The sequence below is a fragment of the Serratia sp. H402Y genome (genome assembly GCF_051172415.1).
GTDB lineage: Bacteria > Pseudomonadota > Gammaproteobacteria > Enterobacterales > Enterobacteriaceae > Serratia > Serratia ureilytica.
The window spans coordinates 54,568-70,961 of the sequence record NZ_JBPIYZ010000005.1; the positions used below are offsets into that span (position 1 = coordinate 54,568).

Consider the following 16,394-nt stretch of genomic DNA (forward strand, 5'->3'; position numbering starts at 1 on the left):
AGAAACGTTGATGTCGAATTCTTATGACTCCTCAAGTATCAAGGTATTAAAAGGGCTGGATGCGGTGCGCAAGCGCCCGGGCATGTATATCGGCGATACCGATGACGGCACCGGTCTGCACCACATGGTATTCGAGGTTGTGGACAACGCTATCGACGAAGCGCTCGCGGGCCACTGTAGTGACATTCAGGTCACCATCCATGCCGACAACTCGGTATCGGTGCAGGATGACGGCCGCGGCATTCCGACCGGCATTCACCCGGAAGAAGGGGTTTCAGCCGCAGAGGTCATCATGACCGTGCTGCACGCCGGCGGTAAATTCGACGACAACTCCTATAAAGTTTCCGGCGGCCTGCACGGCGTGGGCGTCTCGGTGGTTAACGCCCTGTCGGAGAAACTGGAGCTGGTGATCCGCCGCGAAGGCAAAGTGCACGAACAAACTTACAGCCACGGCGAGCCGCAGGCGCCGCTGAACGTGGTGGGCGAAACCGAGCAGACCGGCACCATGGTGCGCTTCTGGCCGAGTCACCAAACTTTCACCAATGTGACCGAATTCGAGTACGACATTCTGGCCAAGCGTCTGCGCGAGCTGTCCTTCCTCAACTCCGGCGTGTCTATTCGCCTGAAGGACAAGCGCACCGACCGTGAAGACCACTTCCATTACGAAGGCGGCATCAAGGCGTTTGTCGAGTACCTGAACAAGAACAAAACCCCGATCCACCCGAACGTGTTCTACTTCTCCACCGTGAAAGACGACATCGGCGTGGAAGTGGCGCTGCAGTGGAACGACGGTTTCCAGGAAAACATCTACTGCTTCACCAACAACATTCCGCAGCGCGACGGCGGCACGCACCTGGTCGGTTTCCGTACCGCGATGACCCGTACGCTGAACAGCTACATGGAGAAGGAAGGCTACAGCAAGAAGGCCAAGGTCAGCGCCACCGGCGATGACGCGCGTGAAGGCCTGATCGCCGTGGTGTCGGTGAAGGTGCCGGATCCGAAGTTCTCTTCTCAGACCAAGGACAAGCTGGTCTCTTCCGAGGTGAAAACCGCGGTTGAAACGCTGATGAACGAGAAGCTGGTGGATTACCTGATGGAGAATCCGGGCGACGCGAAAATCGTGGTCGGCAAAATCATCGACGCGGCGCGCGCGCGCGAAGCGGCGCGTAAAGCGCGTGAGATGACCCGCCGCAAAGGCGCGCTGGATCTGGCCGGCCTGCCGGGCAAACTGGCGGACTGCCAGGAACGCGATCCGGCGCTGTCAGAACTGTACCTGGTGGAAGGGGACTCCGCGGGCGGCTCTGCCAAGCAGGGGCGCAACCGCAAGAATCAGGCTATCTTGCCGCTGAAGGGGAAAATCCTCAACGTCGAGAAAGCGCGTTTCGACAAAATGCTTTCTTCGCAGGAAGTGGCGACGCTGATCACCGCGCTGGGTTGCGGCATCGGCCGCGACGAGTACAGCCCGGACAAGTTGCGTTACCACAGCATCATCATCATGACCGATGCCGACGTCGACGGTTCGCACATCCGTACGCTGCTGTTGACCTTCTTCTACCGCCAGATGCCGGAAATCATCGAGCGTGGCCACGTGTTCATCGCACAGCCGCCGCTGTACAAGGTGAAGAAAGGCAAGCAGGAGCAGTACATCAAAGATGACGAGGCGATGGATCAGTACCAGATCGCCATCGCGATGGACGGCGCTACGCTGCACACCAATGCCAGCGCACCGGCGCTCGGCGGCGAGCAGTTGGAGAAACTGGTGGCCGAGCACTACGGCGTGCAGAAGCTGATTGGCCGCATGGAGCGCCGCTACCCGCGCGCGCTGCTGAACAGCCTGATCTATCAGCCGACGCTGAACGAAGGCGATCTCAGCGATGAAGCCAAGGTGAAAACCTGGATCGCGTCGCTGGTGCAGGCGCTGAACGACAAAGAGCAGCACGGCAGCAGCTATGACTTCGTGATCTTCGAGAATCGCGAGCGCCAGATGTTCGAGCCGGCGTTGCGCATCCGTACCCACGGCGTGGATACCGACTATAAGCTGGACTTCGACTTCATCCACGGCGGTGAATACCGCAAGATCTGCCAGCTGGGCGAGCAGCTGCGCGGGCTGATCGAAGAGGGCGCGTTCATCGAGCGCGGCGAACGCCGTCAGCCGGTAGACAGCTTCGAACAGGCGCTGGAGTGGCTGGTGAAAGAGTCGCGCCGCGGCCTGTCGGTACAGCGTTATAAAGGTCTGGGCGAGATGAACCCGGAGCAGCTGTGGGAAACCACCATGGATCCGGAAAGCCGCCGCATGCTGCGCGTGACCGTCAAGGACGCCATCGCTGCCGATCAGCTGTTCACCACGCTGATGGGCGATGCGGTTGAACCGCGTCGCGCCTTTATCGAAGAAAACGCCCTGAAAGCGGCGAACATCGATATCTGATGCGTTAATGGCTGTGAAAATCCGCGCCGGGCGACCCGCGCGGATTTTTTTTGGCCTTTTTTGGCGCTGACAGCCGAGGCTGAAACGCGTTAGCATGAATAAAAACCACTGGGAGAAGCGTTGAATGGCTATTGAACTGATTGCGATCGACATGGACGGCACGTTGCTGGATCCGCAGCATCAAATCACGCCGGCGGTAAAGCAGGCTATCGCGGCGGCGCGGCGCAAAGGGGTGCACGTGGTGCTGGCCACCGGGCGGCCTTATGTCGGCGTGCAGGATTATCTGCGCCAGTTGGACATTCAAGGCCCCGGCGATTTCTGTATCACCTATAACGGCGCGCTGGTGCTGCGTGCGGTCGACGGCGCCTGCATTCTGCAAGAAACGCTGGGCTTTGAGGATTATCTGCATTTCGAGCAGATGGCGCGCGAGTTCGGCGTTCACTTCCAGGCGTTTGATTTCGATACCCTGTATACCCCGAACAAGGACATCGGCAAGTACACCATACACGAGGCGGAAATGACCGGCATTCCGCTGAAATACCGCAGCGTGGAAGAGATGGATCGCCAAATGCGTTTCCCTAAAGTGATGATGATCGACGAGCCGGAGCTGTTGGACCGCGCTATCGCGCGCATCCCGGAAGAAACGCGCGCGCGTTACACCATCCTGAAAAGCGCGCCTTACTACCTTGAGATTTTGCACAAAAACGTCGATAAAGGCGCCGGGGTGAGAATGCTGGCCGAGCATCTCGGCGTGGCGCGGGAGAACATCATGACGTTGGGGGATCAGGCCAACGATACGGCGATGATAGAATATGCCGGCGTCGGCGTGGCGATGGGCAATGCCATTCCCGAGCTGAAAGCGGTGGCGCAGTTTGTCACCAGCGCCAATACCGAAGACGGCGTGGCGCGCGCTATCGAGAAGTTTGTGCTCAACGCCTGATAGCGCGGGGCGCTGCGGCGCCCCTTTATACTTTCGCCAACACCCCTTTGGCGATCTGCAGATCCTGAATCGCCAAGCCGGTGAGATCGGCGATGGTGATGTGCTGCGGCTCGCGTCGTACCCGCCCTCCCTGCGCCAAGACGGCGCCAATTTCGACGATTGGCGTTGAAATCAGCCTTTTTTGCCGATAAGCCGTCGCGATCTCGCCATAGTCCGCACACTGCGCCAGGGCATCGACCAGCAGCGCGTCTGCGCGGGCCACCAGCTCGGTCGCCAGTTCCTGCTTGCCGGGCGTGTCGGCGCCCACGGCGGTGATGTGCGTACCGGGCCGAATATCCGCCGCCTGCAATATCGGTTCGCGGCTGGGCGTGGTAGTCACGATCAGCTGACAGTGCGCCGCCAGTTCCGCCGCATTCTGCGTAACCCGCGCCCGGAAACCCTCGGCTTCGGCATCGCGCCGATACGCCGCCAGCGCCTGTTCGTCTCGCCCCCACACCCATACCTCGCGGCAATCGGTCACCGGTTTCAGGCATTGCAGCTGCAGCCGCGCCTGCAGGCCCGTGCCGACAATGCCGATCGCCTGAATATGCGGCGGCGCGCACAGCTCGGCGACGATGCGGCCGGCCAGGGCGGTGCGCAGCGCGGTCAGCCAACCTTCATCTTGCAGCAGCGCCTGCGGCTCACCGGTCTGGGCGGAGAACGCCATCATCAGCCCCTGATTGCTCGGCAGGCCGTGTTCGGCATTGCGATAGAAACCGGTAGAGATCTTGACCACGAACAGTTCGTCGCCTTCCAACCAGGCGGACTTGATGCAGCAGTCGCCGTCGGCCCGCTCGAACAGGAAATGCTGCACCGGCGGCTGTTGCACCCGCTGTTGCGAGTAGGCGATAAAACCCTGCTTCAGCAGCGGCGTTATGGTCTCGGCGTCGAACGCGGCGAGGATTTGCTGCCGATTAAGGATGTGCATCGGCGATGGCCTTGAGGTATTTCTCCAGCACGATGTTCTTGCCGCACAGCACCACCGCCACCTTTTTACCCTGGTATTCCGGCGCCAGTTTGATCGCCGCCGCCAGCGCCACGCCGGCCGCGCCTTCGATAATCCAACGATCGCTGGCGGCTATCCGGCGCATCGCGTGTTTAATCTCCGCCTCGCTGACCAGCACTTTGCGGTCGATCAGCTGTTGGCACAGCGGAAAGGTCACGGCGCCCGGCTCGACGCCGCCGGCGGTTCCGTCGGACAGGGTTTCTTGCTCTTCCACCGGGAAGATATGGCCCGCTTCCAGCGCGCTGTACAGGCTGGTGGCGTTTTCCGGCCAGCAGGCGATAAGCTGCGTGTTCGGCGACAGTTGCCGCAGAACGGTGCCGATGCCGGCGATATAACCCCCGCCGCCGACCGCCACGAACACGGCGTCCAGATCGGTGAGTTGTTCAACCAGCTCCATGCCGCAGGTGCCCTGGCCGGCGATCACCTGCTCGTCGTTATACGGCGAGATATAGGTTTTCCCCTGTTCGCGTGCGGCCTGTTCCCCCGCCAGTTCGGCGTTCAGCGCATCGCCCGGCACCAATTCCACGGTGCCGCCCAACGCGCGAATGGTGTCGAGCTTGATGCTCGCCGCCGTCTCCGGCGCATAAACCGTGACGCCAACGCCCATCAGTTGCCCCGCCAAAGCGACGGCCTGACCGTGGTTGCCGGTAGAGGCTGCGATCACGCCGCGCCGGCGTTGCTCGTTATCCAGCAGCCGCAGCTTGTTGCTGGCGCCGCGAAATTTAAAGGAACCGGTGTGCTGCAGGTGATCGCATTTCAAATACAGCTCGCAACCCAATTGCTGAGAAAGCAGCACGCTGCGCTCCAATGGCGTGACTCGCACCTGAGGGCGCAGTTGCTGATGGGCAGAAACAATGGCATCGAAAAGGGGGTTCATACCGGCTCCGGATTTTTTAGACTTAAAATCCAGTTTGTACTTTTTTGTATGGATTGTAAACCCCGTCGGGCAACCCGGCCAGAAAGCGGAAATGGCGGGGGTACGGCATCGCGTATGCGGTGAAAATAAACATTACTGGGCGTTTAGCGGCACAATTTTTTATTTATTTGCGTTAAGTAAGGTGCCGCTGTGGGCGTATTTAATGAGGAGAAGGATAATCAATAAAATAATGCTCGCTTCCTTTACTTATACCGTTTGGGCGTCGTTGAGTTTCCCCATCAGGAATGGGGCCGGCTAGCCGGGCGTTTATTTCCTGCCGGCGTCGTCGATAGGCTTAACGGATAAGTCTCATGGAAATTTCGACGCGGGAAAGCCCCCGGCTCGTCCTCGCCGGCCATATGAAACGCGGCTGCCGATCCGGTAAGATGGCCGTTCAGTGCCAGCATGCGCAGGAGAGCCGCCATGAGCCATCGGGAAAAACAACTGACTTTCGACCCACGCGGGCATCAGTTAACCAATATCAACGTCTGGACGCCGGACAGCCAATGGCTGGCTTATGACGTGCGCCCGCGCGGCGCCTCTTTCACCGGCCTGAGCATCGAGCGGGTTAACGTCGCCAGCGGCGCGGTGGAAGTGGTTTATCGCGCCCAGCACGGCGCACACGTCGGCGTGGTCACGGTCAGCCCCGATGCGCCGGCGCGTTACGTCTTCATCCACGGCCCGGAACACCCGGACAGCGCCTGGCAGTATGATTTTCATCACCGCCGCGGGGTGATCGTCAGCGAACCGGATCGCGAGTTGGCCATTACCCTCGACGCGCTGGATATCACGGCGCCCTACACGCCCGGCGCGCTGCGCGGCGGCAGCCATGTGCACGTTTTCAGCCCGGACGGCAGCCGCCTCAGCTTTACCTACAACGATCACGTGATGCATGAATGCGATCCGGCGCGCGATCTGCGCAACGTCGGCGTGGCCGTGCCGCTGCACGGGGTCAATCCGCCGAAACAGCATCCCCGTGAATATGACGGCAGCCACTATTGCGTGCTGGTTAGCGAGACCGTGCCGCAGCCGCAGCCGGGCAGCGATCAGATCAATCGCGCCTACGAAGAAGGCTGGATTGGCCGCGAAGGCTACCGTAAGGCCGACGGCAGTCGGCAACGTTGGGCGCTGGCGTTCATCGGCGATACGCTGTCCGCCGCCGGCGAGAAACTGCCGGAGGTGTTTATCGTCGATCTGCCGGAGAACGACGCCGACTACGCCAGGGCCGGCACGGTGCCGCTGCAGGGGACGGAAAGCGAGCTGCCGGCGCCGCCGCTTGGCGTCAGGCAGCGGCGGGTGACCTTTACCGGTGAACGCCGTTTTCCGGGCGTGGTCGGTGCGCCGCGCCATTGGCTGCGCAGCTCGCCGGACGGCAGCCAGATAGCTTTTCTGATGAAGGATGACGGCGGCGTGGTGCAACTGTGGACGGTGTCGCCGAACGGCGGTGAGCCGCGCCAGGTCAGCCGCGGCGAGCATGACATCCAGTCGGCGTTCAGCTGGCACCCGCAGGGCGGGACGATAGCCCTGGTGTGTGACAACAGCGTGATGCTGTGTGAGGTCGCCAGCGGCCGCCTGCAGCGTTTAACGCAGCGCAGCGTGCAGCCGCCGTCGGGGGATGCCGTGGTGTTTTCGCCGGATGGCAAGAAAGTGGCATTTATGCGCGAGATTGCCGGATTCAACCAGATCTTTGTGGTTGAGGCGTAAGGCGGGCCTGATGGCCCGCTGCGTGCGTGATTAGTGTGTGGCGGTGCTGTCGTTGCCCTCGCCGGGGTTGCCGGTTGCCGCCAGATTCTGTTGCTCGCTGCGCAGGATGCGCGCTTTTGGCGAGTCTGCGGTGGCGTCATTGCCTGAACGCAGATAGTCGTAAGGCAGCAGCACGGTATCCATCACTGCGGAGAACGGCAGATCCAGCGCCACCAGCGGCATCATCGCCCAGCTGGTGTTGTCGTCCTTCAGCATGTCCACGCTGGCGCGGGTGCCGGGATAGTAACCCTGATTCGGGCCGGTATGGCTCATCACGCTGGAGCAACCGCTGGTCGCCAACAACATGCAGCCCGTCGCTATCGCTTTCATCGTCGTCATTAATCCATCCTGCAGGGTTGCTGTGCCCCTAAATTAAGCTGATTTATAACATCCTGTTGCTGCTTTAAAAGAAGCAAAATCCCGCTCTGTGGCGGCTCTCTCACTTTAGTGTAAGTGGTAAAAAAACTTTCACCTAACCGAAAAGCGCTTTTTTTGATCCTCGCCCGTTGAATTGATGAAATCAACCCCCATTTTATCATCAGAGCCGGATTGAGAATTTGCCGTAAGGGAATTCTGGCTTAATTAGCCTGTCCAGAATGGAAGGCGTATTTATTTCAACCTCGCTGAAGTGCCTTAGGAGGCTGTTTTATGCGTAATTTCGATCTTTCTCCGCTATACCGTTCCGCCATTGGTTTCGATCGCCTGTTCAACGCGCTGGAGGCCGGCCAGAGCCAGGGCAACGGCGGTTATCCCCCTTATAATGTCGAGCTGGTGGACGAAAATCATTATCGCATCGCCATTGCGGTAGCCGGGTTTGCCGAGCAGGAGCTGGAGATCACCACGCAAGATAATCTGCTTATCGTGCGCGGTGCGCACAATAACGAACCGGCAGAAAAAACCTATTTATATCAGGGCATCGCTGAGCGTAATTTCGAGCGTAAATTCCAGCTGGCCGAACATATTCAAATTAAAGGCGCCAAACTGGAAAACGGTCTGCTGTATATCGATATGCAGCGCATCGTGCCGGAAACATTAAAACCGCGCCGTATCGAAATTAAATAATTCCGTTTTCGCCGGCAGGAACGCTGTCGGCAAATATGCAGTAATAATCCGCCCGCCGTCAGGGGGCTGAATAAACACATCTCGCTTAATGAAAGGAGTTGTTCCTATGCGTAATTACGATCTATCCCCGCTTCTGCGTCAATGGATTGGTTTTGATAAACTGGCCAGTTCCATGGGGGGCCAGGAACCCCAGGGGTTCCCGCCGTATAACATCGAGAAAAGCGATGACAATCACTACCGCATTTCTCTGGCGCTGGCCGGTTTTCGGCAGAGCGAACTGAATATCGAAGTGGAAGGGCCGCGGCTGACCGTCAGCGGTAAACCCACGCCGCCGGAAAAACAGGTCGAGTACCTGCATCAGGGGCTGGTGTGCAAAGAGTTCCAGCTGACCTTCACCCTGGCGGAACACCTGCAGGTATCCGAGGCCAAATTTGAAAATGGCCTGTTGCACATCGATCTGGTGCGTCAGGTTCCGGAAGCCTTGCAGCCTCAGCGCATCGCCATCGGCGCGACGCCGGAGCTGGAAGCCAAATAACCGACTGAAAAACGGTCATCATCATGCGGGGGAGATCCAGACGGATCTCCCCCGTTGCGTTATGTGGCGCGCGCCACAGTCCCCCCGTCTGCCCGATGCCATAATCCTTGTTAATTGTGTGTCTATGTCCGCAAATCCCATGTTCAACTTTGGCAAGGATGTGACCTATGAGCGATATCGCCCTGACCGTCAGCATGTTGGCGTTGGCGGCCGTCATTGGGCTGTGGATGGGGAACTGGAAGCTGTACGGTGTCGGGCTGGGGATTGGCGGCGTGCTGTTCGGCGGCATCCTGGTCGGCCACTTCGCCCAGAGCGGGCAAATCAGCCTGAACGGGGACATGCTGCACTTCATCCAGGAGTTTGGCCTGATCCTGTTCGTTTACACCATCGGCATTCAGGTTGGCCCCGGCTTCTTCTCTTCGCTGCGCGTCTCCGGTCTGCGGCTCAACGCCTTCGCGGTGCTGCTGGTGCTGACCGGCGGCGCAGTGGCGGCGGCGGTGCACAAGCTGTTCGACGTGCCGCTGCCGATCATCCTCGGCGTGTTCTCCGGCGCGGTCACCAACACGCCGGCGCTGGGCGCCGGTCAGCAAATCCTGACCGATCTCGGTTCCGATCCGGCGTTGGTGGACGGCATGGGCATGGGTTACGCCATGGCCTATCCGTTCGGCATTTGCGGCATCCTGCTGGTGATGTGGCTGATCCGATTGGTTTTCCGCATCAACATCGAGCGCGAGGCGCAGGCGTTTGAAAGCAGCCTGGGCAATCAGCGCGAGCTGTTGCATGCCATGAACGTGGCGGTGCGTAACCCCAATCTGCAGGGCATGGCGATCAAAAGCGTGCCGCTGCTCAACGGTGAAGCGATCGTCTGTTCGCGCCTCAAGCGCGGCGAGCTGCTGATGGTGCCGGCGCCGCATGAGCGGCTGGAGCTCGGCGACTATCTGCACCTGGTGGGCAAACGCGAAGATTTGGAGAACGCCCGGCTGGTGATCGGCGAAGAGGTTGACGCTTCGCTGTCCACGCGCGGCACTGCGCTGCAGGTAGTGAGGGCGGCGGTGACCAACGAGCAGGTGCTGGGGAAAAAAATCCGCGATCTGAACCTGAAGCAGAAATATGACGTGGTGATTTCACGCCTCAACCGCGCCGGCGTGGAGCTGGTGGCCGGCAGCAACGTGACGCTGCAGTTTGGCGATATTCTCAACCTGGTCGGCCGGCCGGAGGCCATCGACGCGGTGACGGCAATCGTCGGCAACGCCCAACAAAAGCTGCAGCAGGTGCAGATGCTGCCGGTCTTTATCGGCATCGGCCTCGGAGTGCTGCTGGGCTCCATTCCGCTGTTTGTGCCCGGCTTCCCGGCGGCATTGCGGCTGGGGCTGGCCGGCGGGCCGTTGGTGGCGGCGCTGATCCTGGGGCGCATCGGCAGTATCGGCAAGCTGTACTGGTTTATGCCGCCGAGCGCCAATCTGGCGCTGCGCGAACTGGGCATCGTGCTGTTTCTGGCGGTGGTCGGTTTGAAATCGGGCGGCAATTTTATCGATACGTTGCTGCATGGCGAGGGGCTGACATGGATTGGTTATGGCGCGTTGATCACCGCCATTCCGCTGCTGAGCGTCGGCATTCTGGCGCGCACGGTGGGCAAGATGAACTATCTGACGCTGTCCGGCATGTTGGCGGGGTCGATGACCGATCCGCCGGCGCTGGCGTTCGCCAACGGCCTGCATCCCACCAGCGGCGCCGCCGCGCTGTCTTACGCCACCGTATATCCGCTGGCGATGTTCCTGCGCATCATGTCGCCGCAGCTGCTGGCGGTGCTGTTCTGGACGTTGTAGTGCGGATCGTCTACAGCCGATAAGGCATCAACACGCCATTGTCAGTGCCGAAATCTTTGGGGTTGCGGGAGATGAGCATCCGGAATCCCACCTGCGCGGTGGCCCAGATAATGGCGTCTGGCAGTTTCACATGCTGTGAGTGGCGCAGTTCTACGGCGCGTTCGGCGACTTCATCGGTAATAGGCAGCAGCAGAAATTGCCCTAAAAACTGACGTGTTTTCAGCTCCAGTGCCGGACCCTGTTTTTTAGCACCTACCATCACTTCCATCCAGGTGATGGCGCTGATGGCCGGATTGATGTGATACTCGACCAGAACGTCCCTGGCTTGAGGAATGCCGTTGAGATAATCGATCAGGATATTGGTGTCGAATAACGCCCGTTGAGCCACCATTATTCCCACTCCTCGCGCTGACGATTTTCGTACTCCACGCCATCTCCCATCGCCCCGGACCAGAGCCCGAAAGCGTTGCTGGGATCTTCCACGTGGTTCTCCGTCAGATAGCGGGAGACTGCTTGACGAATGATTTCGGCCCGGGGAACGTGGCGGATATTTTTCAGATTATCGAGCTGCCGCAGGTCTTCTTCAGGTAAATCGATCACGATGCGAGTCATCGTTGGCCCTCCAAAAAAGATATACGATATATGCATCGTATATCTTTGTCGGTCGATTTTCAATCAGTCGGCGTTAGCCTTCCTGATGTGCGCGTTCGATCTCTTCCGCCAGAATAGCCACGCCGCGCTCGATTTTCTCCGGATCGGGCACGTAGTTCATGCGCATGCACTGGTGGGTATGTGGCCATTCATGCTCCAGTCCCGGGAAGAAGTAGTGGCCGGGCACCATCAGCACGCCGCGCTTTTTCAGGCGCTGATACAGCACTTCGGTGGTGATCGGCAGATCCTTAAACCACAGCCAGAGGAAGATTGCCCCTTCCGGTTTGTGGATCAGGCAGCGTTCCGGCGACAGGTAGCGGCGAATGATCTCGATGGTGTGCTCGACGCGCTGTTTGTAAAACGGGCGAATCACCTCGTTCGACAGGCGCAGCAGATCGCCGCGCTCGATCATTTCCGTCGCCATCGCCGGCCCCATGCTGCCTGGGGACAGGCTGATGATGCCGTTCATGTTGGTCAGCGCGGTGATCACCTTCTCGTCGGCGATCACGATGCCGCAGCGCGAGCCGGGCAGGCCGAGCTTGGACAGGCTCATGCACAGGATGGTGTTTGGGTTCCACAGCGGCGTGGCGTCGCTGAAGATAATGCCGGGGAACGGCACGCCGTAGGCGTTGTCGATGACCAGCGGAATATCGCGCTGTTGCGCCAGCAGATCGAGCTTCATCAGCTCTTCGTCGGTGATCACGTTGCCGGTCGGGTTGGTCGGCCGTGAAACGCAGATCATGCCGATGTCATCGCCGATGGTGAGATGTTCGAAATCGACGTGATACTTGAACTGGCCGTCCGGCAGCAGCTCGATGTTCGGTTTGGCGGAGACGAACAGCCCTTCATCCAGCCCGGCATCGGCATAGCCGATATATTCCGGCGCCAGTGGGAACAACACGCGGCGGCGCGAGCCGTCGGCGTAGCGGCCGGCGAACAGGTTGAACAAGTAGAAAAACGCGCTCTGACTGCCGTTAGTCAGTGCAATATTCTGTGGCGAGATCTCCCAGCCGAGCTCGTCGCGCAGCAGATTGGCCAGCGCTTTCAGCAGCGCGTCCTTGCCTTGCGGGCCGTCGTAGTTGCACAGCGCTTCGGTCAGTTTGCCCTGGTCGAGCATCTCCTGGCACAGCTGTTTGAAATACGCTTCCATCTCTGGGATCTGTGCGGGGTTGCCGCCGCCGAGCATGATGGCGCCGGGGGTGCGCAGGCCTTCGTTCAGGTCGTCCATCAAACGGGTAATGCCCGCATAACGGGTAAATTTTTCGCCGAAAAGTGAGAAAGTCATAGGTGCAGCAGTACTGTTTTTTAGCAGGTAATCACCCACCATACCGCCAGATAAACCCCGCTGCAATGCGGCTGACAAATCGACCGGTGGGCACAAGTTTTGCCCTGCGTTCGATTAGCAGCATATTACGCTGGATTATTATGACCGTTCGCCGGCCCACATCATTATCGCCTCAACCTTTCAGCCACGCGATCTTAGGGTTGGCACAGGTTTTGCGGTCCCGACCCAGATCACACTTTTTCGCTGCATTTCATTAACACTATGGCAATTTATAACCATATCGAGTAACTTCCGCATCCGTTAAATTTAGCTTAACAATAAAGATTGTCTAAACTAATGCTCGGAAAGGGATGAGTAGTGCGGTAGCGTGGATGAAGCCATGCCAAAAGCACGGCTTTCAAGGCGATTTTACTTGCCTGACCATGGGTTGATTGCCAGTTTCGTCCCTGTCTATCTACAGAGTAATCGGTTTGATGAGCGGTGTCTCCTGCTGGCCGGCATGGGGCATGTACGTTGCCGTTGCTGAAAATTGGCTATTTTGTATAAAAAACACTAATCATACTACCCGCGAGGGAGCCGCAAATAGTATTCAGCGGCGTAACGCCAGGGTAGGGCGCTCTGTGTCCGGCAGATGCGCATCGCCAGGCATCGCAGCCCATTAGGCGGGTAGGGTTGGAGGATAAAGGTTTCGCGCCGATTTACCTGGCGTCATTTGAAAACCCGTATGCAGCGTAGACTTTCGCTCACCGCGCACAAGTGAGATGAGGTCAGGTAGCAATGAAAAACAGCGCAAGTCTGGTTTCGATAAATAAGTGGAAAAGAAATTTATAAAATTCTCTTTCGCACTTTTTAGCGTGCAGGAAGTTTAAAGAATAAATAATCAAGCTCTTTTATTTGTGAGATGAATTACTTCACTTGAAAAACAGGGAAGCATTTGCTGTTCAATGTTCATGAGCATTGCGGTGAACATCAATATGTCGTTATTCCAATCAGAGTAAAAAGGAAGATTGCACGATGATTCGTGGTAACATTAAAGAGTTTGAGAACACACTTGAGTGCCGTGTGAGCGCATACCCCATGATGACAGATGTAGGGTATTGCAAATTGGCTTCGGATGACTTTAACCTTACCGATGCGCAAAAATCAGACTTAAGTATTATTCAGCGGCATTTCGATACGCTTGCTCTGGATCCCTACGGTGAAAATGCGGGGCGCTATCGGCAGCACAGTAAATATGTGCTTTTACCTTGCTTTAATCTCTTGATTCCTCAATCTTCCGAACACGCCTACAGTTACAAACAAGATGTCGGATTTAATGATGAAGTCGTTGAGGAGGCAAGGAAGTTTCAGCCTGTCCCAAACGAAATTTTGTCAAATAATCTGATCACGTCGCTTGTCCTGCATGATTTTAAAAATTCCCCGTTACATGAGTATGCTTCCACGATTCCCATGGAGGTCGGCATTCACTTCATCAGAATGAAAGCGACGGTTGATGCGCCGGGGATTTCCGTACCGAATCGACTTCATAAGGATGGCGAGCCTTGCACCTGGATACATTTGATCAATCGTGATGGTGTTTCTGGCGGTGAGAACATCATTACAGATAACACCAAGACGAACATCCTGTGTAATGAGGCGATGCTCAAACCGCTGGACTCCATCGGCATCGTTGATGATCTAGTCTGGCACCAGGTGAAACCGGTTCATGTGGATGGGCACGGTAAGGTGGGCTTCCGCGATGTCATATTAATCGATTTCACCCCGATGTTCGCGGTGCCAAATAACCCATCGTAATAAAGACTCACATGAACGGGGGGATCCTTTATTCAAGGCATGCCCCCCACTTCCTGATACTCGAAAATAGGCAGTAACCGTGTTAGCAAAAGAAACTCTTGCCGTTCACAGCGGAACCATTATCGACGAAATGCATGGTGGCATTCTTTCTCCGCTATTCTCCGCGAGTTCTCACAAGCATCTTGATATGACAGAAGATGTCTATCCAAGACATGGTAACTTACCCAATCAGCGCGCCGTTGCCGAGAAGATGTGCGCATTGGAAAGCGGTGGTGAGGCCGCTCTGGTATTCAGTTCCGGTATGGCGGCTTTCGCGACGGCGATGCTTTCGCATTTAAAAGCCGGTGACCATATTGTTTTACAAAACGGCGTGTATTCAGGTGCGCTCAAGTTTGTACAGAATCATTTTGCAAAATTAGGCATCACATACAGCGTTTCGGAGAGTTGTGAAGTAGAGAGCATCATCGCATTAGTCAATTCGAATACGCGAATGATATATATCGAAACACCGACTAATCCATTGCTTAAAATCCTGAACATTGAGCTATTGACCCGATTCGCCAAGAGTCGGGGGGTGTTCACCATTATTGATAACACCGTGGCGACGCCGATCAACCAAAACCCTCTGGAATATGGCGTCGATTTGGTATTGCACAGCGCCACCAAGTTTTTGGGCGGCCACGGCGATGTGTCAGGCGGCGTGGCTGTCGGCAGTGAAGAGTCCATTGCTGCAATGGCCGAATATATGAATGACTTTGGCGGGTGTCTGAACGCGCAGTCATGTCATCTGCTTGAGCGAAGCTTGCGCACGTTGGCCATTCGAATGAATGCCATTAACCGCAACGCGATGGAACTGGCCAGCCGTTTAAATGAGCACCCTAATGTGGCGAACGTGTTCTATCCGGGGTTGCCGAGTCATCATAATCATAGCGTTGCCCGCGAACAGATGCGGGGGTTCGGCGGCATGGTCAGCTTTGAAATCGCCCCGCGGTTTGACGCGACAAGTTTTCAGAAGAAGTTAAATCTCATCGTCCCTTCCAACAGTTTGGGAGATTTGGAGACCACGCTGAACTCGCCTTATCAGGCCTCATCGTCGTTCAGAAGTCTTAGCGAGCAGGAGCAGAAAAAATCAGGGATTACGAGGCAATTAATACGAATGTCAGTCGGCATCGAAGACGTTAATGACTTGTATGAAGATTTGCATCAAGCGCTCAAGTGAATGATATGGAATTAGAAATGCAAACAGGCTCAACGTTGAATAGTGATGAAGTTCACCGCATAGAATCTCTTTATGGGCTGACGGTAAAAAGCAGCGCCTTCTTGGGGATGGGATCCGGCAATACCAATTACTGCCTCGAAACGGATATCGGCCGCTGTGTTTTCAGCATTATTGAAGAGCAAAGCCGTGATGACGTTGAGATCATGGCAAAGACGCTGGTATGGCTGGAAGCACATGATTATGAGACCTCCTTGCTGGTCAAACCCAAAGGGCAAGAAAGCTATTCAATTATATTAAGGGGTAAGCACTCTCTATTAAGAACCTATATGGATGGCGCCGTCCGCCGGGATTTCAACGAGCATATGCTCAGGCAGCTCGGCGTTGCCATGGCGAAACTGCATACGATCCCCGTCCCTAATTTCTTAACAGACTCAGTCTTCTATGAGCAGAAAAAGTTCATGGATGCCCTCGATGCCAATATCGATCAGGATTATGAGCGCTGGGCCAAAGACAGACTCAGGCATCTTGCCGTAGAACGCATCAGCGGCTTGCCTACCTCTGTCATCCACTCCGATCTTTTCTACGACAATATGCTGTTTGAAGGCGAGCAGTTCGTCGGCATGATAGATTTTGAGTTGACCTGTATTTATCACTCCGTTTTCGATATCGCCATGGCGATTGTCGGCACCTGCGGCATCAATGGGACGCTGTCGCCGGAAAAAGCGAAGCATATCATCGCGGGTTATAATTCTATAAGAATGCTTGAAGCGCGCGAAATTAAGGTGTTGAAAACCTATACGGAATACGCCGCCATCCTGACATCTCTTTGGCGTTATTGGCGGTATAGAATCTATCAGCCGGGTGGTGATAAATCTGATAAATATCGCGAAATGACAAGCCTGGCTAAAAGTATTGAACGCACCGACTTCTCACAAATTTGCTGACACGTTCCC

The 16,394-nt window shown here is 56.8% G+C and carries 15 protein-coding genes; 9 read left to right on the forward strand and 6 right to left on the reverse strand.

The window, feature by feature from the left end; all coding sequences use genetic code 11:
• Positions 1–10: 10 nt before the first annotated feature.
• Both gyrB and yidA read left to right on the forward strand, forming a co-directional pair.
• Positions 11–2,425 carry a DNA topoisomerase (ATP-hydrolyzing) subunit B gene (gene gyrB / locus ACSBQS_RS20365; RefSeq protein WP_004933898.1) on the forward strand — a complete coding sequence of 805 codons (2,415 nt, stop codon included), beginning with the start codon at positions 11–13 and terminating at the stop codon, positions 2,423–2,425.
• Positions 2,426–2,549: 124 nt separating this feature from the next.
• Complete coding sequence (gene yidA, locus ACSBQS_RS20370; protein WP_047025996.1) at positions 2,550–3,365, forward strand: sugar-phosphatase; 816 nt, start codon at positions 2,550–2,552, stop codon at positions 3,363–3,365.
• A gap of 25 nt (positions 3,366–3,390) precedes the next feature.
• On the opposite strand, the gene ACSBQS_RS20375 is transcribed toward yidA, so the two are convergent.
• Positions 3,391–4,332 carry an ornithine cyclodeaminase family protein gene (locus ACSBQS_RS20375; protein ID WP_197666720.1) on the reverse strand — a complete coding sequence of 314 codons (942 nt, stop codon included), beginning with the start codon at positions 4,330–4,332 and terminating at the stop codon, positions 3,391–3,393.
• On the reverse strand, positions 4,319–5,287 hold the full coding sequence (locus ACSBQS_RS20380; protein WP_042783385.1) for a threonine/serine dehydratase: 969 nt from the start codon (positions 5,285–5,287) through the stop codon (positions 4,319–4,321). Before ACSBQS_RS20380 ends, ACSBQS_RS20375 begins: the two co-directional genes overlap by 14 nt.
• Before the next feature lie 462 nt (positions 5,288–5,749).
• On the opposite strand from ACSBQS_RS20380, the gene ACSBQS_RS20385 reads away from it, so the two are divergent.
• Positions 5,750–7,030 (forward strand): DUF3748 domain-containing protein, encoded by a 1,281-nt coding sequence (locus ACSBQS_RS20385; RefSeq protein WP_033645140.1) that lies wholly within the window; start codon positions 5,750–5,752, stop codon positions 7,028–7,030.
• A gap of 30 nt (positions 7,031–7,060) precedes the next feature.
• Here the strand turns inward: ACSBQS_RS20385 and ACSBQS_RS20390 are convergent, their stop codons facing one another.
• Positions 7,061–7,408, reverse strand: coding sequence for a YceK/YidQ family lipoprotein (locus tag ACSBQS_RS20390; RefSeq protein ID WP_016929593.1), 348 nt, complete (start codon positions 7,406–7,408; stop codon positions 7,061–7,063).
• Positions 7,409–7,717: 309 nt separating this feature from the next.
• Here ACSBQS_RS20390 and ibpA point away from each other — a divergent pair, with 309 nt between their 5' ends.
• The 3 genes from ibpA to ACSBQS_RS20405 all read left to right on the forward strand — a co-directional run bounded on the left by ibpA (position 7,718) and on the right by ACSBQS_RS20405 (position 10,492).
• Positions 7,718–8,131, forward strand: coding sequence for a small heat shock chaperone IbpA (ibpA, locus tag ACSBQS_RS20395; RefSeq protein WP_004933919.1), 414 nt, complete (start codon positions 7,718–7,720; stop codon positions 8,129–8,131).
• A 106-nt stretch (positions 8,132–8,237) separates the two neighbouring features.
• Positions 8,238–8,666 (forward strand): small heat shock chaperone IbpB, encoded by a 429-nt coding sequence (gene ibpB / locus ACSBQS_RS20400; RefSeq protein WP_004933922.1) that lies wholly within the window; start codon positions 8,238–8,240, stop codon positions 8,664–8,666.
• A 167-nt stretch (positions 8,667–8,833) separates the two neighbouring features.
• Positions 8,834–10,492 (forward strand): putative transporter, encoded by a 1,659-nt coding sequence (locus tag ACSBQS_RS20405; protein WP_033652317.1) that lies wholly within the window; start codon positions 8,834–8,836, stop codon positions 10,490–10,492.
• A 10-nt stretch (positions 10,493–10,502) separates the two neighbouring features.
• On the opposite strand, the gene ACSBQS_RS20410 is transcribed toward ACSBQS_RS20405, so the two are convergent.
• From ACSBQS_RS20410 to ACSBQS_RS20420, 3 genes are all read right to left on the reverse strand, one after another.
• Positions 10,503–10,883: a type II toxin-antitoxin system VapC family toxin gene (locus tag ACSBQS_RS20410; protein ID WP_025304766.1), complete on the reverse strand. Its 381-nt coding sequence runs from the start codon at positions 10,881–10,883 to the stop codon at positions 10,503–10,505.
• Entirely contained in the window at positions 10,883–11,104 is a 222-nt protein-coding gene (locus ACSBQS_RS20415) for a ribbon-helix-helix domain-containing protein (protein WP_025304767.1), read from the reverse strand. Before ACSBQS_RS20415 ends, ACSBQS_RS20410 begins: the two co-directional genes overlap by 1 nt.
• Positions 11,105–11,177: 73 nt before the next feature.
• Positions 11,178–12,428, reverse strand: a complete 1,251-nt coding sequence (locus ACSBQS_RS20420) for a valine--pyruvate transaminase (RefSeq protein ID WP_047025992.1) — start codon at positions 12,426–12,428, stop codon at positions 11,178–11,180.
• 1,014 nt (positions 12,429–13,442) lie between these two features.
• Between ACSBQS_RS20420 and ACSBQS_RS20425 the strand changes: the two genes are divergently transcribed.
• The 3 genes from ACSBQS_RS20425 (at position 13,443) to ACSBQS_RS20435 (ending at position 16,385) form a co-directional block, all read left to right on the forward strand.
• Complete coding sequence (locus tag ACSBQS_RS20425; protein WP_033645137.1) at positions 13,443–14,222, forward strand: 2OG-Fe dioxygenase family protein; 780 nt, start codon at positions 13,443–13,445, stop codon at positions 14,220–14,222.
• Positions 14,223–14,301: 79 nt separating this feature from the next.
• Positions 14,302–15,441 carry a trans-sulfuration enzyme family protein gene (locus ACSBQS_RS20430; protein ID WP_047025990.1) on the forward strand — a complete coding sequence of 380 codons (1,140 nt, stop codon included), beginning with the start codon at positions 14,302–14,304 and terminating at the stop codon, positions 15,439–15,441.
• A gap of 5 nt (positions 15,442–15,446) precedes the next feature.
• Positions 15,447–16,385, forward strand: a complete 939-nt coding sequence (locus tag ACSBQS_RS20435; protein ID WP_080273428.1) for a phosphotransferase — start codon at positions 15,447–15,449, stop codon at positions 16,383–16,385.
• The last annotated feature ends 9 nt before the right edge of the window (positions 16,386–16,394 follow it).